20 protein-coding genes are annotated in these 17,747 nt (G+C 63.6%); 11 read left to right on the plus strand and 9 right to left on the minus strand.

Annotation, left to right across the window (positions count from 1 at the left end):
- Position 1: 1 nt before the first annotated feature.
- The 3 genes from ACZ5IQ_RS19985 to ACZ5IQ_RS19995 are packed head-to-tail and all read left to right on the plus strand — an operon-like array spanning position 2 to position 2,905.
- The gene (locus tag ACZ5IQ_RS19985) at positions 2 to 1,039 is read left to right on the plus strand and encodes an alpha/beta hydrolase (RefSeq protein ID WP_212806445.1); all 1,038 of its coding nucleotides are present in this window, start codon (positions 2 to 4) and stop codon (positions 1,037 to 1,039) included.
- On the plus strand, positions 1,026 to 2,102 hold the full coding sequence (locus tag ACZ5IQ_RS19990; protein WP_212806446.1) for a hypothetical protein: 1,077 nt from the start codon (positions 1,026 to 1,028) through the stop codon (positions 2,100 to 2,102). Before ACZ5IQ_RS19985 ends, ACZ5IQ_RS19990 begins: the two co-directional genes overlap by 14 nt.
- A gap of 20 nt (positions 2,103 to 2,122) precedes the next feature.
- Complete coding sequence (locus tag ACZ5IQ_RS19995) at positions 2,123 to 2,905, plus strand: SDR family NAD(P)-dependent oxidoreductase (protein ID WP_212806447.1); 783 nt, start codon at positions 2,123 to 2,125, stop codon at positions 2,903 to 2,905.
- A gap of 113 nt (positions 2,906 to 3,018) precedes the next feature.
- Here the strand turns inward: ACZ5IQ_RS19995 and ACZ5IQ_RS20000 are convergent, their stop codons facing one another.
- Entirely contained in the window at positions 3,019 to 3,633 is a 615-nt protein-coding gene (locus ACZ5IQ_RS20000; RefSeq protein ID WP_212806448.1) for a TetR/AcrR family transcriptional regulator, read from the minus strand.
- A gap of 251 nt (positions 3,634 to 3,884) precedes the next feature.
- Here ACZ5IQ_RS20000 and ACZ5IQ_RS20005 point away from each other — a divergent pair, with 251 nt between their 5' ends.
- Positions 3,885 to 4,817 (plus strand): hypothetical protein, encoded by a 933-nt coding sequence (locus tag ACZ5IQ_RS20005; protein WP_212806449.1) that lies wholly within the window; start codon positions 3,885 to 3,887, stop codon positions 4,815 to 4,817.
- A gap of 43 nt (positions 4,818 to 4,860) precedes the next feature.
- Here the strand turns inward: ACZ5IQ_RS20005 and ACZ5IQ_RS20010 are convergent, their stop codons facing one another.
- Together ACZ5IQ_RS20010 and ACZ5IQ_RS20015 are read right to left on the minus strand one after the other, a co-directional pair.
- Positions 4,861 to 5,145 (minus strand): hypothetical protein, encoded by a 285-nt coding sequence (locus tag ACZ5IQ_RS20010; protein ID WP_053855896.1) that lies wholly within the window; start codon positions 5,143 to 5,145, stop codon positions 4,861 to 4,863.
- The gene (locus ACZ5IQ_RS20015) at positions 5,145 to 6,293 is read right to left on the minus strand and encodes a Rieske 2Fe-2S domain-containing protein (RefSeq protein WP_053855895.1); all 1,149 of its coding nucleotides are present in this window, start codon (positions 6,291 to 6,293) and stop codon (positions 5,145 to 5,147) included. Before ACZ5IQ_RS20015 ends, ACZ5IQ_RS20010 begins: the two co-directional genes overlap by 1 nt.
- A 142-nt stretch (positions 6,294 to 6,435) precedes the next feature.
- On the opposite strand from ACZ5IQ_RS20015, the gene ACZ5IQ_RS20020 reads away from it, so the two are divergent.
- Positions 6,436 to 8,163: a 3-ketosteroid-delta-1-dehydrogenase gene (locus ACZ5IQ_RS20020; protein WP_212806451.1), complete on the plus strand. Its 1,728-nt coding sequence runs from the start codon at positions 6,436 to 6,438 to the stop codon at positions 8,161 to 8,163.
- A 12-nt stretch (positions 8,164 to 8,175) separates the two neighbouring features.
- Here ACZ5IQ_RS20020 and ACZ5IQ_RS20025 read toward each other — a convergent pair whose 3' ends face one another.
- A complete protein-coding gene (locus ACZ5IQ_RS20025; protein WP_212806452.1) occupies positions 8,176 to 8,844 on the minus strand; it encodes a helix-turn-helix transcriptional regulator in 669 nt (222 codons plus the stop codon).
- A gap of 204 nt (positions 8,845 to 9,048) precedes the next feature.
- Here ACZ5IQ_RS20025 and ACZ5IQ_RS20030 point away from each other — a divergent pair, with 204 nt between their 5' ends.
- Complete coding sequence (locus ACZ5IQ_RS20030) at positions 9,049 to 9,651, plus strand: PaaI family thioesterase (RefSeq protein ID WP_020102778.1); 603 nt, start codon at positions 9,049 to 9,051, stop codon at positions 9,649 to 9,651.
- Positions 9,652 to 9,665: 14 nt separating this feature from the next.
- On the opposite strand, the gene ACZ5IQ_RS20035 is transcribed toward ACZ5IQ_RS20030, so the two are convergent.
- The 4 genes from ACZ5IQ_RS20035 to ACZ5IQ_RS20050 form a co-directional block, all read right to left on the minus strand.
- Positions 9,666 to 10,154: an MBOE_33420 family protein gene (locus ACZ5IQ_RS20035; RefSeq protein WP_212806453.1), complete on the minus strand. Its 489-nt coding sequence runs from the start codon at positions 10,152 to 10,154 to the stop codon at positions 9,666 to 9,668.
- 39 nt (positions 10,155 to 10,193) lie between these two features.
- Positions 10,194 to 10,718 carry a hypothetical protein gene (locus ACZ5IQ_RS20040; protein WP_212806454.1) on the minus strand — a complete coding sequence of 175 codons (525 nt, stop codon included), beginning with the start codon at positions 10,716 to 10,718 and terminating at the stop codon, positions 10,194 to 10,196.
- Between the two features lie 255 nt (positions 10,719 to 10,973).
- Positions 10,974 to 11,489, minus strand: coding sequence for a hypothetical protein (locus ACZ5IQ_RS20045; RefSeq protein ID WP_212806455.1), 516 nt, complete (start codon positions 11,487 to 11,489; stop codon positions 10,974 to 10,976).
- Entirely contained in the window at positions 11,482 to 12,060 is a 579-nt protein-coding gene (locus ACZ5IQ_RS20050; RefSeq protein WP_212806456.1) for a hypothetical protein, read from the minus strand. Before ACZ5IQ_RS20050 ends, ACZ5IQ_RS20045 begins: the two co-directional genes overlap by 8 nt.
- Before the next feature lie 555 nt (positions 12,061 to 12,615).
- On the opposite strand from ACZ5IQ_RS20050, the gene ACZ5IQ_RS20055 reads away from it, so the two are divergent.
- The 3 genes from ACZ5IQ_RS20055 to ACZ5IQ_RS20065 all read left to right on the plus strand — a co-directional run bounded on the left by ACZ5IQ_RS20055 (position 12,616) and on the right by ACZ5IQ_RS20065 (position 14,232).
- Entirely contained in the window at positions 12,616 to 13,464 is an 849-nt protein-coding gene (locus ACZ5IQ_RS20055; RefSeq protein WP_464480138.1) for a leucine-rich repeat domain-containing protein, read from the plus strand.
- Between the two features lie 31 nt (positions 13,465 to 13,495).
- Entirely contained in the window at positions 13,496 to 13,831 is a 336-nt protein-coding gene (locus tag ACZ5IQ_RS20060) for an Imm51 family immunity protein (protein ID WP_212806458.1), read from the plus strand.
- 140 nt (positions 13,832 to 13,971) lie between these two features.
- Positions 13,972 to 14,232, plus strand: coding sequence for a hypothetical protein (locus ACZ5IQ_RS20065; protein ID WP_406774189.1), 261 nt, complete (start codon positions 13,972 to 13,974; stop codon positions 14,230 to 14,232).
- A 252-nt stretch (positions 14,233 to 14,484) separates the two neighbouring features.
- Here ACZ5IQ_RS20065 and ACZ5IQ_RS20070 read toward each other — a convergent pair whose 3' ends face one another.
- Positions 14,485 to 15,096, minus strand: coding sequence for a TetR/AcrR family transcriptional regulator (locus tag ACZ5IQ_RS20070; protein WP_212806460.1), 612 nt, complete (start codon positions 15,094 to 15,096; stop codon positions 14,485 to 14,487).
- Positions 15,097 to 15,182: 86 nt separating this feature from the next.
- Between ACZ5IQ_RS20070 and ACZ5IQ_RS20075 the strand changes: the two genes are divergently transcribed.
- A complete protein-coding gene (locus ACZ5IQ_RS20075) occupies positions 15,183 to 16,289 on the plus strand; it encodes a DmpA family aminopeptidase (RefSeq protein WP_212806461.1) in 1,107 nt (368 codons plus the stop codon).
- Complete coding sequence (locus ACZ5IQ_RS20080) at positions 16,286 to 17,707, plus strand: APC family permease (protein ID WP_346416844.1); 1,422 nt, start codon at positions 16,286 to 16,288, stop codon at positions 17,705 to 17,707. Before ACZ5IQ_RS20075 ends, ACZ5IQ_RS20080 begins: the two co-directional genes overlap by 4 nt.
- Positions 17,708 to 17,747 lie beyond the last annotated feature (40 nt).

Below are 17,747 nucleotides of genomic sequence, written 5' to 3' on the forward strand. Positions count from 1 at the left end.
GATGCCTACACCACAACTCGATCACGATGCCGCCGTCCGGGTCGCATCTTTCGGAGACATCGCACCGATGCGGACCCGCGGCCTGCCGGCCGTCCGCGCCGGTATCGAATCCGCGCCGCTCCCTGACATGCCGACCATGGCCAGCACACAGAACCTCACGGCCCCGGGGCCTGCCGGCCCGCTGGCGGTCCGCCTGTACCGGCCCAGCACGGATGAACGCCTCCCAGTCCTGGTCTACTTCCACGGCGGCGGGCTCGTCATGGGCTCCAACCACTCGTTCGAACCGTTGGCGAGAGAACTGGCCCACGCCACCGGAGTCGCCGTCGCAGCCGTCGAGTACCGCCTGGCACCGGAGTCACCACCACCCGCGCAGTTCGACGACGCCTACGCAGCGACGGAATGGATCGCCGCCAATGCGTCCGAACTCGACATCGACGCCGGACGGCTGGGGGTGGTCGGCGACAGTGCCGGTGGATCACTGGCTGCCGCAGTGGCTTTGGCGGCGCGTGACCACGCCGGGCCGCAGATAACCCTGCAGGTCCTGCTCTACCCCGGCCTGGATCGCGACATGGGCGCACCATCGATCACCGCGATGCCCGACGCACCGATGCTGCGCCACGACGACATCGTCTACATGCACGAACTGGTCGACCGTAGTGGCGATTGGCCGCATTCGCACTATCAGGTGCCGGCCTACGCAACCGATCTGAGCGGCCTGCCCCAGGCGATCGTGGTCACCGGCGAGTGCGACCCCATCCGGGACTGGGGTGAGCGCTACGCCAATCGGTTACGGGAGGCGGGAGTACAGACCACTCTCACGCGTTATCCCGGGATGTACCACGGGTTCTTGATGCGATCAGACGCGACCGCCCGCGGCCGGCTGGCCATGGCCGAAGTCGGTGCGCTGGTGCGCGCAAAGTTCGCCCATCCCGGTGCCACCGGCCGATCCACCAACGGATCCCTCATGCAAAGCGCTTCTGCCCCAACGTCGACAGTCGACACACTCACCACCGAAGGAGAACACCATGCTGACCGATGAGCGGCGACGCGAGCTGTCCGACGTCCTCCGTCCCGCCGCGCCACCGCGCGAGATCACCGATGTCTACACCCCCGACCAGCGGCGGCGACTGCTCGACATTGTGCACGACCAGGGCCCGTGGAAGCTGATCATCGCGCAGCACTTCGCCTCCGCGGACGAGCTGATGGCGACCATGAGCGGTTCGTTCCCAGAGGGGTTCACCCCGTCCCTGGATCTGTTTCTCACTCCGACGTTCCGCGGCTATCTCGCCAATTACGGTGCCGTCCTGTACCCCGAGCTGCACGACTGCTTCTACCACAGCGCCTTCCTCGAGCACGCCAAGAGCTACTGGAACGCGCAGTACGCGAAGCCACAGATAATGCTGTTCAACATCAATGGCCCATGCGCCAACCGCGATCCCGGTCATCTGGACTCCCCGAGCTTCCGTGGTGTGCGCTACGAGAACGCACCCACCTGGCTGTGCAGCGTGATGGGCAAATCAGGGCTGTTCACCGATTACCTGATCAAGATGGCCCAGGTCATCACCTGGTTCTCCCTCGATGAACAATCAGGATTCACGTACTGGCCCGACGGACCGCTCAAGGCGCCCGGACGGGTACTGCCGCCGATCAACAACCGGGGTGTGGTCGTGCAGAACGAGATGATGATGCATCGCGGCGAGGCCAACGGGCCTCTGGCACAGCAGGTTCCCGCCGGCCTGTCCTTCGACACCGTGTTCACCGGCGACCCGGCCGACCGGGATCAATGGTTGCTGAAGAACGGTGACGATGTCATCGGGAGTCACCACACCGACGAGCTGAGGTTCCTGGTGCACTGGTCCGCCGAAGTGTTCTCGGACTACGACGAACTGAAGAAGAACATGGATGGCTCCGACGACATCACGATCGAACGCGCCATCGGCATGATGGTCGATGACCTCAAAGGCAAGGGCATCAAACTCGACGTCCCCAGCGAGCCCCTCCACGACGCCGCGTTCATCGGCGCACTCAACGCGGCCTACGACTTGGGTGCCCCGACGACGTACCCGGAAGACGCGCCTGTCAGCGCGTTCCAACTCGCATAGACCGCGAAAGGCACTGGAAAATGGATCGTTTCACCGACCGTCGCGTCATCGTGACGGGGGCCGGGTCCGGCATCGGCGCGGCCACCACCGCACGGCTGCTCGATGAGGGCGCCACCGTGGTGGCCTACGACATCGCCGCCGACGGACTGGCGACCACTGCCGACGCTGCGGAAAACGCCGGCACCGCCAAGCGCCTGACCACCGCGACACTCGACATCTCGGACGAGAATGCAGTCATCGCCGCCGTCGACGGTGCGGTGGCTGAGTTGGGTGGCCTCGACGTACTCGTCAACGTCGCGGCGATACAGACCTGTTCGCATACCCACGAGACCACGTTGGCGGACTGGAACCGGACGCTCGCAGTCAATCTCACCGGTACCTTCCTCATGACACGTCAGGCACTCCCGGCCCTGCTGGAGTCGGGCCGTGGCGTGGTGGTGAACTTCACCTCCACCGCGGCGACTTTCGCCCACCCCTACATGGCGGCCTACGCCGCCAGCAAGGGCGCGGTCCTGAGCTTCACCCACTCACTGGCACTGGAGTACTCGAAACAGGGCCTGCGTGCGGTGAACGTCCAGCCAGGCGGTGTCTCTACCGCGTTGGCCAACACCACACTCGAGAAGATGCCCGAAGGCTACGACTTGGGATTGTGGGCCAAGCAGACGCCGCTACTGCACGGCCGGGACAACCCGATCCTCGGCGATCCGAGTGCTGTCGCCGCGGTGATCGCCATGGTGGCCTCCGACGACGGCGCATTCATCACCGGCACCGAAATCCGGGTCGACGGCGGCGCGCACGCGTAGTCCCCCGACTTTCCCTCGGGCACGATGCCTCGATGTCAAGAAAGCACGCCGGTTCCGCACGGGAAGCTGCGCAGGACCGGCGTGCCGCGGGGCCCTACCGGACGAGGCACCCATCAGTTTCCCGGTTCGGCGCCCGGCAAGGCCCCGACAACCATCCCCATCCCGGTCCGCAGCACCGATCGCAGGCGGTCGAAGTCACCGTGCTCGACCCACTGCACATAGGCATGCCGGCACGCCTGAATGATCAACTGCGCCGGTAACTCCCGCGTCATCGGATCATCGTCCAGGCCGATCCGGGTGTCGAGAAACTCGGTGATCGGCCCGACAAGTTCTTGACCCCAGTCCAACCAACGCAGCCGATACTGGGGTGCACCGACCACCAGTGCCATGAACGTGCGGTCGAACTCCACCTGTCCACGTTTGGGCACCTCGGTACTGAATGCGTCCACGAGGATGTCCACGACATCACCGTCTGGCGGAGCGGCCGACAATACCTCGACGCTGAGCCTGCCGAACTGACGGAACAGCGGCATGACGACGTCTTCTTTGACCGGAAAATGCCGATGAAAAGTCCGCGGCGCGATACCGACGGCCTGGCAGATGCGCTCGACCGTCGCCGACGTCGATCCCTCCGCGAGGAAGATGTCACGCGCGGCAATGGCGATATCCAGTCGGAGCTCCTCGGCACGGCGCTCCGTCAGCGTCGCCGTCCTACCCTCAGCCCGCATGCATCCTCCTGGTTTCGGCGTTGCGGCTCATAGTATTTCGTCTCCCTTGCAATGCGGCGCCGGCACGGCAATCCGTATCCCGATGACAGGGAATCCGGTAGTGACGTACGTCTCCCGAACACTACCGTTGAACCTGTCAGATTCTGACATGCATGCTGAATCTGACAGCGGGATGCCCGCCGCGTAACAGTGGTCGCTAACCGTCCCGCGCCTATTGATGCTCACGCAGCACAGCCCACCGAGGAGGAAACATGACCCCCGAATCTGTAGAAATCACCACGGAGACCATGGAATTGAATTACGACGACTACACCCACGACTTCATGGGCAAGGTCGGCAACATCCAGGACTTCTCCCGCGACTTCCTGGTCGGCCTGGCACGCGTGTTCGAGGATGTTCTGAACTTCATGCCGTATGCGCACGTGAAGATCTATTCGGAGAAGGTCGGCATCAATGCCGCGATGGATGTGACCGCCCAGGTCTCCCGGGCCGGCATGCGTCAGGTCATGCCCATGGGACGCTTCATCGCTCCGCCCGGTTGGGACTGGAAAGACGCGCAATACCAAGCGATTCCGTTCGACGTACAGACCGAGGATCTCACGAAGCCGGCTCTGATCCGCCTGATCAAGACCTACTGGGACCAGTACCTCAAGGGGCACAACTACCTCATCGACCAATGGACGAAGATCATTCCCGAAGAGGAGGTATGGCTGGGGCTGCCCGACATGTACCAGCTCATCATCGACTACCAGTACCCGAAACTGGCGAAGGTCCTCAAGATCGAGCCGGTGCATGTGGTGGACTTCCTGAAACTGGCGGTGTTGAGCATCGACGGCACCCTGGGCTACGGGGGCGAATACATCGTCTACAACCCGGACCACGTCGTGTTGAACATGCGCCGTTGCGAGGTGCTGCAGAAGTACACCGACGAGGGCCTGTACCCGCCAGCGCGCGCCTGGATGAATTGCACTTTCGAGCAACGCATTTCGGCACCGTTCTTTCCTGGCTGCAAACTGGCCATCAACCTGCCACCCAAGGACTTCAAATTCGCCCAAGGTGAGCCGTTCTGCGTGTGGACCTACACCCGTGGTGAAGAGAACCACGCGGCCGCGGCGGCTGCGCCGGATCCACGGGCCACCGCGATGGAGCGGCTCCCTCTCATGGACGTGACGGTGTCCAGCTAGAAACCGTGGGGCTGCGCCGTGACTGACGGCGCAGCCCATTTCATCAGTCTGAGAAGCTGCCGTCGACGACCGGAAGCGTCCCCGCGCGTACGGCATCATCGATCGCTCCGCTGAGCGCCGAGCACGCCAGGAACAGGCTGCGATCTCCATACGCCGCCAATTGTTGTACGGTGCAGCGCTCTTCACAACGACCGAGAGCGGTACCGGTCCACTGCACGCTGGTCTGACTCCAGCTGCTCTTGCGGACCAGTACGGCAGCTCCGCACCGCAGGCAATCCACCGGCACCATCGACATGTCGTCGAGCCGGTTGTCGTGCGGTGCCGCCATCACCCGATAGGACTGGACGCCGCGGCCCGGGCAGCAAGATTCGCCTCGACCTCTTTCATCCACGCTTCCCGGGGCCGCGTCGTGTCCAGCTCGAATTCGAACCGGTCAACCATGTCCCGCGTGACATCGGCGACGTCGACATAGAACTGCTCGTACCAACGGCGCAACTGGTACACCGGCCCGTCTTCTTCGACGAGAAGCGGATTGTCGATGCGAGTCTTGTTACGCCAGATCTCCACGTCCTGCTCGAAACCCATCTTGACGAAATCACCCAGTGCGATGGCTGTTTCGACGGCGAGCTCGTCGGGCATGGACGGGTTCTTCTCCACGACGATGCCGTATTGCAGCGCGAAGGAGTTCTCGTCGATCGGATAGTGGCAGTTGATCAACACAGTGTGCTGATCGAAACCCTCGTAGTGGTAGGTCAGCTCATCGATCATGAATGACGGTCCGTGGTAGGCGGCCAGGGATGTCGTCCCCAGAATCGTCACGCCCTCCTCGGGATCGCCAAGATCAGGCCGTCCCGCGCTTTTCATGTATTGGGTCGCGACGTGACCTTCGAAGATGTTCTTGAAGTGGGTGGGCAGCGAGCCATGGATGTAGAAGAAGTGCGCCATGTCGACCACGTTGTCGATGATCTCGCGGCAGTTGGTGTGCACCACCGTGGTGTACCAGTGCCAGTCGGTCCAACCATCGCTGGTGGCGCCTTCGATGCGAGGGATGGTCACATCCTGTGGTGGCTCATTGTGCTCGGGGTCATTCCACACGAACAGCATGCCGTCTTGCTGCAATGTGGGCCAAGCCGCGGTGCGGGCCAGCCGCGGTGTGCGCTTGGCATACGGAACCAGCTTGCATCGGCCGTCCCCACCCCAGCGCCAATCGTGGAAGGGGCACGCGATCTCGTTTCCCTTGACCGTGCCCTGGGACAGGTCGCCACCCATGTGCCGGCAGTATCCGTCCAGGACACTGATGGCGCCGTCCTCGCCGCTGAACACCACCAGCTTCTGCCCGAAAGCGTTGATCTGGTGCGGTTTTCCGTCAGCGAAATCACGGATGAGACCCAGGCAGTGCCAGCCTCTGGCAAACCTGGTCGGCACCGAGCCAGCTTCGATCAACCGGATGTCGTCGGTTTCGGATTCGGCTGTCATTGTTCGGTCCGTCCTTCAATCTGAAATCGCCATCCTGACAACATCATTGAACTGTGCGCGCCGCTTGCCGGGAGATCGGCGTTCCCGCTGACAGGAATTTCCCGGCGAGAAATGTGTCTCTGCGGTTTTAATGTCATTGACCGTGACCGCCTCGACGCACACCACGATCCCCGCTGGTCTGACCATCGCTGATACCGAAGTCGACCTTCTCGTCGTCGGGTCCGGCACCGGCCTGGGCGCCGCACTGGCCGCACGTGAACAGGGCTTGTCGGTACTCGTGATCGAAAAGTCCTCCTACGTAGGTGGTTCAACGGCCCGTTCCGGCGGCGCCCTGTGGCTGCCCGCGAGCCCCGTCATCGAAGAGTGCGGCGGCGTCGATACCGCACAGCGGGCGAGCACCTATCTCGATGCGGTCGTTGGTGATTCAGCTCCGCAGGACCGTTCGACCGCTTATCTGCGCAACCTGCCGGCGACGGTCGACATGCTGCGCCGGACCACTCCGATGAAGCTGTTCTGGGCGAAGGACTACTCCGACTACCACCCCGAGGCACCCGGCGGTTCAGCCGCCGGCCGCACCTGCGAATGCCGCCCGTTGAACACCTCGATTCTCGGTGAGTACCTGGCTGACCTGCGTCCCGGAGTAATGGAGGTCAGCATTCCAATGCCGACGACGGGCGCCGACTACCGCTGGTTGAACCTGATGAGCCGGATGCCGCGCAAGGGGTTACCCACGGTCGTCAAGCGCCTCGCGCAGGGACTCGGCGGACTCGCACTGGGTCGCCGCTACGCCGCCGGCGGGCAGGCCTTGGCCGCCGGCCTGTTCGCCGGCGCGATTCGCGCCGGCATTCCCATCTGGCTGGACACCTCGCTGACCGGCCTCGTCACCGATGACGATGGTCGGGTGACCGCCGCGACCGTCATCCATGCGGATTCCGTATTCACGATCACCGCCCGGCACGGCGTGGTGCTCGCCGCGGGCGGATTCGACCACGACATGGACATGCGGTGGAAGTTCCAGTCCGAATCCCTCGGACGCAATCTCAGCTTGGGAGCACGATCCAACACAGGCGACGCCATCCGGATAGGCCAGGAGGTCGGCGCCGGTATCGCCTCAATGGATCAATCGTGGTGGTTCCCCGCAGTGGCACCGCTGCCCGGCGCGGCCCCTGCGGTCATGCTGGCCGAACGCTCGCTGCCCGGATCATTCATCGTCGATCAGACGGGCCGCCGTTTCGCCAATGAATCGGCGGACTACATGAGCTTCGGTCAGCGGATACTGGAACTTGAAGCTGCCGCCACCCCGGTTGAGTCGATGTGGATCGTTTTCGATCAGCAGTACCGCAACAGCTACGTATTCGCGGCGGAGCTGTTTCCCCGGATGCCGATACCCCGGCGCTGGTATGACGCCGGAATCGCTTTTCGGGCAGACAATCTCACCGATCTCGCCACACAGATCAACGTTCCGGCGGGTACCTTCCGTGCGACAGTGGACCGGTTCAACGAGAACGCGTTCGCGGGTGAGGACCCGGATTTCGGGCGCGGCCGGAGCGCCTACGACCGCTACTACGGCGATCCGACGATCACGCCGAACCCCAATCTGCGTCCGCTGCTGAGTGGTCCGTTCTATGCCGTGAAAATGGTGCTCAGCGATCTCGGTACCTGTGGTGGTCTGCTCGCCGACGGTCATGCGCGCGTACTGCGGGAGGACGGCACGGTCATCGACGGTCTGTACGCGATCGGGAACACCGCCGCCAACGCCTTCGGCCGCACGTATCCGGGTGCCGGCGCCACCATCGCACAAGGTCTGGTTTTCGGCCACATTGCCGCTCAGCACGCTGCGCAGAACAGACTGGCCGCACAGGCTCGGTGAGACGCCCCGACGTCAGTCGGCGGCGTCTTCGGCAGCCGCCCTACGTTCGACCTCGTACCAGAAGGAGAGATCGGGCCAGGCGATGGCGCCGCCCTTGCTCGTGTTCGGCAGGGTTGCCTCCGCCTCGTCCAAATCCTTGATGAGGTTCAGGGCAAGCTCCCGTTCAGACGTATAATACCGGTCGGCCCAGGTCAAGGCCAGTTTGGCGTAACCCCACGTGGGATCAGCGCCGGACCACTTGGCTTCCCTGGCGGCTTCACGCTGCAACTGGTCGATTTGAGCAACGTGTTCGTGCAAGAGTTTCTTGAGCGCGGCCGGAGCGCTCAAATGGCCCAACATCACCCGCAGAATCGCTGGATGCTTCAGCGTAGGCAGCTCTATCGGTGCTTCCTTGGCCCACCGAGAAACCGCATCCAATCCCTTGTCGGTAATTTTGTAGAGTCGCCGGTAACGAGCGCCCTTTCCCTCCACGCGCGAACTCAGCAGCCCGAGCTTTTCCAGCTTCTTCAGCTCTGCGTAAATCTGGCTGTAGGCGGGACTTCCGAAAAAGAAGCGCATGCTCCAGTGGATCCACTTGCGGATGTCATAGCCCGACAGCTCGCGCTCGTACGACAGCATCCCCAGCAAGGCCCAGTTGATCGCGGGCAGCGAAGGTATGTCTGACGTCTCGGGTTCTCCCACACTCTCAGGTTAACAATCGGGCCTCTGAAGACGTCGCACCTCGACCGCCAACCGGGATTTTGCCTTGCTCGACGACGCCACGCCGACCGACAGTGATTGCCAGGTCATCAGTAGACAAGGAGCGACATGGGACTCAGGAACCAAGGGGTGCACGCAGCCTTCGCGGCACACGGTGCGCGGAGGGAACCGGCGAGCGGACCCCGCATGAGGGAGACGAACGCACCTCAGGTCCCCGAAGCGCTCTACGCGTCCCTCACAGACTCGGTCCGTCGACTCGTCGACTTCACGATTCGCAGCGAATGTGACGCCGCGACCATCGAATCAGTCCGCGCCAAAATCGACGCTGCCACAGACGAACTCGGCCGTGCGCTGATGCCGGGCTCATTCGGTGTCCAACAGGAGGTCAGCGGGTCGTCCATCGCTTGGGGCAACGCGGTCATCGGATTGCGTAACGCGCTCGCTCCCCCGCTCGACGTTCATCACGACGATGACGGAACGGCTTGGGCCGAAACCACATTGGGTGCGGCGTACGAAGGACCCAGTGGCCAGGTTCATGGGGGTATCTGCGCTTTGCTGCTCGACCATGTCTTGGGTGCGACAGCACACAAACCCGGCCAACCCGCAGTCACGGGAACGCTGACGATCCGCTACGAGAAGGGCACCGCGCTGGGACCTGTCCGGATCGCAGCCCATATCGACCGCATCGAGGGTGTGAAAACCTTTGCCGTGGGCCATATCGCTACGTCTGACGGCGTGACGGTGCGTGCAGAAGGGGTTTTCATCCATCCCCGTAGGTCCACCACGTGAGACGGCACGGTCAGCTACGTCGGCGTCAACGTGAACGGCAGCCAGTAGGTCCCGGCCCCGTCACCCGGACAGCCCGGTGCGGCCACGGTGAACGTCCGCTCCCCGGAGAAACTGCCGTCGCCGTCGGGTTTCAGGAAATCGGACCGGAATGCCGTCACCGCAGCACCATTCGGGCCGCAGTGGAACGGATAGTCTCCCGATGACTCCCAGCGGTCGCCCGTCCAGCGGTAGTCGAACAGCACCGGTGCGTTCGGATTCTCTTTGAGCTCAGTCATTCTCAGCCAGTGCGCAATACAACCACCGGCGTCGCACACGGTCCGGAACAGGGCCGCCTGGGTCGACGGGTCCGAGGTGTCGGGACGGCCGTTGAACGTCTGCCGCGAATGATCGAGAAACGTGTCGTAGCTCCCGTACAGCGGGACCGGTTCCGCACGATCAGCGTGCGCCAGCGGAGCCGTCACCAGCAGTACCGATGCGGGCAATGCACAGATTTTCGGCAGCATGACTTTGAATAGCACACTGCCCGGAGCTTCGGGGGCGATCTAACATCGCAATTGCCAACGGTCAACCGTGTTGCGCACTGTGTAGGTGTGCCAGGAATCTCCGTGCAGCAACAAGGTGACCTCGCTGGGACCTGATGGTGGGTAACCGATACCGGAAGCGTTGCAACAAGAGGCGTCGATGTCGTTACCCACGAACACGCTGACGCCGATCACACCCGATGGGCCGACGAGCAATTGACGGTCGGGGTTACTGCGATCACCGATGGCCAGCAGTCCGCTGGCGATGTTGAGGTGGCCATCAAAGGCCCGGACGCCCAATCCGCCAGTGTCCGAGCCGGAGAGCACGCGAACCCGAAGCTGCCGTCCGACGGCGTCGCACTCGTCGGCGCTCATGGTCTGTACCCGCAGTGCCTGTTGCACCGGCGCAGGTTCAGGGTCGATGCCGGACTGGATGTAGATGCCAGTAATCCCTTGCGCCCCAGCATCTTCAATTACCACGATGCCGCGGTCGGGTGCGATCATCATGTCGCACAGCAGCTTGTTCGTTGCCGTTCGTGCCGCCATGTCTCCTCTTTCCGTGGCCAAAAACTGTTTCAATCCACCCACGGATCGTCCGCGAAGTACTGTCCCGGATCATTTGGATTTCTCCGGTCAGCCGGCTCTCCCGGCTTGCGGGCGGCAGCCGTGATCGCGGTCCAGAACAGTGCCGGCACTGATGCGAAACATCGGATAATCCTCGGTACGTCACGAAACACATTGACCCCCTGTGCTCCTCGGGTGATATCGGCAGCGTCGGTCCCCGTCGCGCCCGGCGGTCCGTTACACACTGGTCGAAATCGACAGTGCGGCCGCAAATTCGAGAAGTCGTCCCATTTCTTCCTGACCATCGTCTGCGTTCTTGTCGAAGAGGTAGCACTCGACGTAGTGCTGGCTGTCCTCAGGAGTGGTTCGGGTTGTGCTGTTGACTATCGGCGTATACAGGCGGAGGCGCACCGACACCAGCTCGTGAGAACCGTCAGGTAGCACGTCGTAATCGGTGTGCAAAGCCTGATCACTGAGCCGCGACAGCAGAACGGTCCGCACCGAGGACTGGAACATCGGGTGCGGCAATCGATCATCGTGACCGGCGCATTCAGTGTCCGAGCCGTGCCACAGGATCAGCCGCCGGCCGTCAGTGATCGCAACCTCCTGCCACGTCGGGCGCTCCGTGAGCACGAATGAGTAGGCGCCGTCGAAGTCGAGGAAAGGGCGCAGATTGTTCAGCGCTGCTTCGGGATTGCGAATGCCGAGCATGACCGCCTGCTGAAGATGCCTGTGTGATGCCCAGTCAGCCATGCGCGGCCAGCACCCTTCCGAATTGAATCAACCGTTCCATCTGTGCTCGCCCGCCGTCGGTGACAGACTTGCTGAACACCAGTTCCTCGCTGAACGCCTCGGTTCTCGCTGGGGTCTTGGCCAGCGTGTAATCGGCCGTCGTGGTCACGAGCCGCAGTTCGACACTGTGCAGTGACCGTCCACCGCGGTGATCGACGCGATACCCGACCTTGAGATTGCGGTCGGTCAACGCAGACAACGGAATCGAGCGCAGCGTGGACGTCAGCAAGGGTTCGCCGGGCTCAGGATCGTCGTCGTCGGTGAGTTCGTCGTCACCCATCCACAGCAGTAACGTCCGACCGTCGGTCACCGCGACCTCTTGGTACAACGATTCGCGCGAATCCTTTTCTTCGAGTGTGCGTTCCATGACGAATGCCTTGATCGCGGCCGGGTCCATTACCCGGTACAGCGCCTCCAACGCGATCGCGGGATCGCGCAGATATGCCTCCGCCGCTTGCGCCAAGTCGGAGTAGGGCGCCCAGTCCTGGTGAGTATCCGGCCCGCCGGGTCGGCCGGGTGATAGTTCGGTCATCGACATCAGTTCCCGGATGGGGACAACACCCGCAGTGCGGGTACCACCTTCATCGGTGAGAGACCACCCATGACCACATCCCCTGTCCAGCAGACCGACCCGTTGGACCCGTCGCCGATGACGAGCCTGTGCAAGGTGTAGTCGGGAATCAGAGGCAGAACCGAACGGTGATCTAGCTCACAACGCGCGAAGCCAACGAATCCCACCGGGGCTCCCCGAGCGGCTCGTCGGCATCCGGCCATAAGGAAGGCAGCTCGAAGGGCAGACAGAAGCCGAAACGGCGTAAGAGCAAGTCGCACCATAACCATCCGTAGGGCAAACGAGAGCGGCGATCGTTCCCCGGTCGGCGGTAGCATCGCCGACCGGGGAAACTCACGACGACGGGGAAATGAGATGAGTACCGATCAACGTCCGGCAGTCCCGAAGGCGCGGCCGCCGGTTGCCCATACTGTGTGGAGCCCGGTGACCACGGATCAGTTGCCCGAACGTCCGGATTTCCGCAGGATCATCATCCGAGATACCGGCGACGCCTCGTCGGCCGCTGACTGGCAGCTGTTGGCGCAGTACATGTCCCGGCACCCGCATCTGGGGTTATTCGTCAATATCTTCGGCGAAGGCTTGCGTGACCTGGATTTTCTCGCCGAGTTCGGATGGCTCACCGATCTGACGGTGGAGTGCATGTCGCTCCAGTCGGTGGAGGGCTTGCGACATCTACGACAGTTGGAATCGCTGGACCTGGGACCGACGAAGCGGCGGGTATCGCTGGAGGTGCTGACCGAACTACCTGCGCTTCGGAGTGTGTCGATCACTGATCACTCACGGGAGCTTGATGTCCTCGGCCAGATTCCTGGTCTGCGCTCAGCGAGCTTGACCAGCGCCAAGCGCGACGACCTTGAATTCCTCACCGGGTCAACACAGTTAAGATTGGTGTACTTCACCATGGGGCGGCTCAACGACCTGTCTGCCCTGACCCGGCTGCCGCATCTCATCTCGCTGGACATGTATCGCACGAAGGTCACCGACTTGACCCCGATCGGGGGCTGCACGTCCCTGGTGACCCTGTGGCTGGAAAGCCTGCCCGTTGGGGCACTGCCCGATCTGGGCGCACTCAATGATCTGATGGTCGTGGAAGTCGCCAAACTCAAAGGCCTCGATGACCTCACCCCGATCGCACACGCCCCTGCCCTGCGGTACCTGCGGGTACAAAGCGACGCCCTGCAACCCGACGATTTCACCGTGTTGGCGGGGCACCCCACTTTGGAGGTGATCGATGCGGATCTGCGCACCGACAAGCTCGGCTACCAGGTCAACCAGATGCTCCAGCTGGACCGCGACGACGTGAACCCGTACTACCAGAGAGCGTTCAAGCGCGAACTCGCCGCCCGCATCAGCGGCGAACCGTAAACCCACACAACGAGAATCAGAGGTTTCACAGGTGAACCCATTCTTCCTCGACGACGAAGACCCTGCATCCGTCGCGCTGCTGCTGAGCACGGGCGATCTGACCGTCGACGCGGCCGTGGAAGAGCACGGCCATACACCCAACGGCGACTTCTGGACTGGAGTGGCCGAATACCTGATCAGCAGCCACCGCCCAGATCTGTCAGATGCGTTCGAATTCGACCCAGAGGCAGGAACATTCGCCGCCTACGGTGACCGTGACCAGCTGCTGGCACTGGCCGACCTGATGCGTCCCGCGGTGACCGACTCCGATGCCATCGCCGCGCTCATCACCACCGCCACGGCAGCAGGGTACGAATTCGATGACTAGCAACCGGATGGATCGCCCTACCCCTAGGCCGCAGCGCCACCCTCAGCGGCGGCCAGAACTGTCTGGCGCGCATCGCGCGCGGCGAATGAAACGATCTCGGCCCACCCGCCGTTGCTGATCTCTCCCGGACAGCGGCGGCAATGCGCGAACTGCTCTGCGCGAAATTGGCTGTTCTGGTTGCCAACTCGGTGACTGTGGCCGCAGACCGTGACACCCTCGTCAACGGCGACGGCCCCACTGAGGCTGTGCTGGGCCGGCTGTGCCCCACATGCTGGTACGCCACCCGCGCCGCGCTGGCCCAGCGTGTTATTGACGACGGATTCACCGGGCTGCTTGGGCAGGACCTGCTCGACCCTTCCTCCGTCGCGATCGTCTACACCTGCGGGCTCCTTGACTCCTAGCCGTGGACAGGAGTGACTGTTGATAGATCGGCAAAACGCACAGCACGAGCGAATGGCGCAGCCTGGAAAACCATTACCGGCGAACGGCATTCGCACTGCCTGCCGAAGACGATGATCCTGACCACCCCTGGCCTCCCTAAGCGGTTGAAACTAAGCGGATGGAATCCCGGCGAATCGGTTGCCTTGAACCCGTCGTGGTAACGAAGGAGCCGGCCGGATGAGCAGTTCGCCAATCAGTAATCCGCCTGCAGCTCAGTCGATCTCAGGAAGCGGCACTCCGACCACAAGCTCCGCATACTGGCGCATCAGCCGCAGCGCCGTCGGCCGGCTCAGGTCCGGATCGCGTGCGGCGATCCGGTAGCCGAAGTAGTCCTCCATCGACATCAAGGTCATGGCGATATCGCGCGCCGGGTGCAGCAACCGGAACACGCCGCTCTCCTGGCCGCCCGACAGCAGATCGGCGTACAGGCCGACCTGCCGGTGATAAATGCCCTGCACGTCGCTGCGCTGGTCAAGCTCGAAGCCGGCCGACAGCACGGCCCGCCAGATCGCACGCCACTCGGCGTCCTCGGGCCCGGTGGGCAGGCCGGCAGCCATCGTCATCACCAGCTGCTCGCGGGCGTCGGCCGATGACCGCTGCAACTCAAGCCGCGCATCGTAGAACCGCACGTCGGAACGCAGCGCCAGCTCGGAGAGCAACTGCGTCATGTCCTTGAAGTAGTACCGCACCGCGTTGGTGGTGAGCCCCAGTTCCTCGGCGACGTCGGCCAGCTTGAGGGTGGCCAAGTCGTGTCGCTCGATCAGTGCGATCGCGGCGTCCATGATCTCGCGACGCCGCTCCTCCTGCTTGTTGGGCCGGGCCATGGCACCAATCTTGCCCGTTCTCTTGCGAGACGTGGCACGCGGGCGCATAGTTCTTTTCCAATCTGGAAAAAAACTCGGGAGAAGCAATGCGTGCCAGAGATCTCGGCGTGGTCATCGGGGAGCACCCCACTGGCCCGGCCAACGCCATCACCGACGTCGAGGGCGTGCGGGTCGGGCACACCACGCTGCAGGACGGCGGCGTCAACACCGGCGTCACGGTCGTCGTTCCGCATGACGGCATCTGGACCGAGCCGGTGTTCGCCGGTTCACACCGCCTCAACGGCAGCGGCGAACTCACCGGGCTGGAGTGGATCCGCGAATCCGGCGAGCTCACGAGCGCGATCGGACTGACCAACACCCACAGCGTCGGCGTCGTGCGCGACGAACTGGTGGCCGCCCAGGTCCGCGCCCGCGGCGCCGGCCTCTACTGGTCACTGCCAGTCGTGGGCGAAACATACGATGGACTCCTCAACGACATCAACGGCTTTCACGTCCGTCCCGAGCACGCCCGCCAAGCGCTCGAGGCGGCGTCCACGGCACCGCCCGCCGAGGGCAACGTGGGCGGCGGCACCGGGATGATCTGTCACGGCTTCAAAGGTGGCATCGGTACCGCATCGCGCCGCACCGAGACAGCCGTCGGGCAGTACACCGTCGGCGTACTCGTCCAGGCCAATCACGGCCGGCGGGAACGACTCCGGATCAACGGCGTGCCGGTCGGCGAACTCATCGGACCCAGCCAGGTGCCGCTGCCGGACCTGCCCAAGCAGTACGCCCCGGGATCGGGCTCGATCATCGTCATCATCGCCACCGATGCCCCGCTACTCCCCCATCAGTGCACCCGACTGGCGCAGCGCTCGGCGCTGGCGGTGGGCCGTCTCGGCGGCACCGGCGAGCAGTACAGCGGTGACCTGATGCTCGCATTCTCGACAGGTAACCGCGGCATCCCACCATATGCATGGGATGAGGACGCCTCCACCGCACACCCGGAAGTGGCCCTGCGGATGGTCGCACCGCAACTGATGACCCGGCTGTTCGACCTCACCATCGAGGCGACTGAGGAGGCGATCGTCAACGCGATGGTCGCCGCCACCACCCTGACCGGACACAACGGTTTCACTGCCCACGCCATCGACCACGATCTGCTGCGCCACGCGTTGGACCCCAATACCCCTGCACCCGAGGAGATTTCATGACCACTGCATCGGCCGAGACGCAGGGGCGGCGGCTTTCCGGGCGCCTGGGCCCCGTCGGCATCGTCTTCATGGTGGTCGCGGCTGCCGCCCCGCTGACCGTGATCGGCGGCAACATGCCGTTGGCTATGGGCCTGGGCAACGGCGCCGGCGCCCCGGTGGGATTCGTGATCGCCGCCCTGGTGCTACTGGTCTTCAGCGTCGGCTTCGTGACCATGACGCCACACGTTCCCGAGGCCGGGGCGTTCTTCTCCTATGTGACCGTCGGCCTGGGCGAGCGCATGGGCAAGGGCATCGCGGTCGTCGCACTGATCGCCTACACCGCCATCCAGATCGGCATCTACGGCTACATCGGATGGGCGATCTCCGACACCGTCGCCCACTACCACGGCCCGGTAATCCCTTGGCCCGTCTACTCATTCATCGTGCCGGCAATCGTCGCAGTGCTCGGCTACCGGCACATCGAGCTGAGCGCCAAGGTCCTGGGCGTGGCGTTGGCCCTTGAGATCGGCATCGTCGTCGTGCTGGACGCGGTGATGGTCGCCAAACCCGGCCCGGCCGGTGTCACCTTCACCTCCTTCGCACCCGCCACCTTCACTCAGGGCACCATTGGCATCGCCATTCTGTTCGCCCTCACCGGGTTCATCGGGTTCGAGGCCACCGCCGTGTTCCGCGATGAAGCCCGTGATCCCGAGCAGACCATCCCGCGCGCCACCTACGCCGCGGTGATCATTATCGGCGCGTTCTACGCCATCACGGTGTGGGCGTTCGTGGTGGCCGTCGGTCCGGATCAGGTCGCGACTGTGGCGCGGAAAACCCTTGCCGGCGAGGGCAATATGCTGCTGGACACCACTGGCGACATGCTGGGCATCGTGGGCCGCGACATCGTCAACGTCCTCCTGCTGAGCAGCCTTTTCGCCTGCGTGCTGTCCTTCCACAACGTGATCGCGCGCTATCAGTTCGTGTTGGCCGGCAAGGGCCTGCTGCCCGCTCGGCTGGCCACGGTGCACGACGACCACGAATCACCGTCGTTCTCTTCGCTGGTGCAAACCGCCACCGCCGCAATGATTGTCGCCGTACTGGCGATCCTCGGCATCGATCCGCTGGTCGGGGTGTTCGGCTCGATGGCCGGGGTCGCAACGGTCGGCATGGTCCTACTGATGCTGACCACTTCGGTGGCAGTGCTGGTGTTCTTCCTGCGTAACCGAGAGCTGGGGATGGACGGGTTGTGGACGACGCGCATCGCTCCGGCGTTGGCCGTGCTCGGTCTGCTGGGCAGCCTGTGGCTGGTGCTGTCGAACTTCACGCTCGTCACCGGTGGCAGCGCGACGCTCAGCACGGTTCTGGCCGCGATCCCGTTCCTCGGGCTCGTCGTCGGATTTGCGGCCTGGCGTCCGTCGCGGGCGCTGTCGACCAACTAGGCGGCAGCACCGCTCGGCATCACCAAGGCACCCGGATCGA

It is taken from the genome of Mycobacterium toneyamaense, from assembly GCF_055384815.1.

Bases quoted from the DNA above. Each gene is read 5' to 3' on its own strand.
- ACZ5IQ_RS19985 (WP_212806445.1), top strand. From the start codon at position 2: ATGCCTACACCACAACTCGATCACGATGCCGCCGTCCGGGTCGCATCT.
- ACZ5IQ_RS19990 (WP_212806446.1), top strand. From the start codon at position 1,026: ATGCTGACCGATGAGCGGCGACGCGAGCTGTCCGACGTCCTCCGTCCC.
- ACZ5IQ_RS19995 (WP_212806447.1), top strand. From the start codon at position 2,123: ATGGATCGTTTCACCGACCGTCGCGTCATCGTGACGGGGGCCGGGTCC.
- ACZ5IQ_RS20000 (WP_212806448.1), bottom strand. From the start codon at position 3,633: ATGCGGGCTGAGGGTAGGACGGCGACGCTGACGGAGCGCCGTGCCGAG.
- ACZ5IQ_RS20005 (WP_212806449.1), top strand. From the start codon at position 3,885: ATGACCCCCGAATCTGTAGAAATCACCACGGAGACCATGGAATTGAAT.
- ACZ5IQ_RS20010 (WP_053855896.1), bottom strand. From the start codon at position 5,145: ATGGCGGCACCGCACGACAACCGGCTCGACGACATGTCGATGGTGCCG.
- ACZ5IQ_RS20015 (WP_053855895.1), bottom strand. From the start codon at position 6,293: ATGACAGCCGAATCCGAAACCGACGACATCCGGTTGATCGAAGCTGGC.
- ACZ5IQ_RS20030 (WP_020102778.1), top strand. From the start codon at position 9,049: ATGAGGGAGACGAACGCACCTCAGGTCCCCGAAGCGCTCTACGCGTCC.
- ACZ5IQ_RS20035 (WP_212806453.1), bottom strand. From the start codon at position 10,154: ATGCTGCCGAAAATCTGTGCATTGCCCGCATCGGTACTGCTGGTGACG.
- ACZ5IQ_RS20040 (WP_212806454.1), bottom strand. From the start codon at position 10,718: ATGGCGGCACGAACGGCAACGAACAAGCTGCTGTGCGACATGATGATC.
- ACZ5IQ_RS20045 (WP_212806455.1), bottom strand. From the start codon at position 11,489: ATGGCTGACTGGGCATCACACAGGCATCTTCAGCAGGCGGTCATGCTC.
- ACZ5IQ_RS20050 (WP_212806456.1), bottom strand. From the start codon at position 12,060: ATGACCGAACTATCACCCGGCCGACCCGGCGGGCCGGATACTCACCAG.
- ACZ5IQ_RS20065 (WP_406774189.1), top strand. From the start codon at position 13,972: ATGCGCGAACTGCTCTGCGCGAAATTGGCTGTTCTGGTTGCCAACTCG.
- ACZ5IQ_RS20070 (WP_212806460.1), bottom strand. From the start codon at position 15,096: ATGGCCCGGCCCAACAAGCAGGAGGAGCGGCGTCGCGAGATCATGGAC.
- ACZ5IQ_RS20075 (WP_212806461.1), top strand. From the start codon at position 15,183: ATGCGTGCCAGAGATCTCGGCGTGGTCATCGGGGAGCACCCCACTGGC.
- ACZ5IQ_RS20080 (WP_346416844.1), top strand. From the start codon at position 16,286: ATGACCACTGCATCGGCCGAGACGCAGGGGCGGCGGCTTTCCGGGCGC.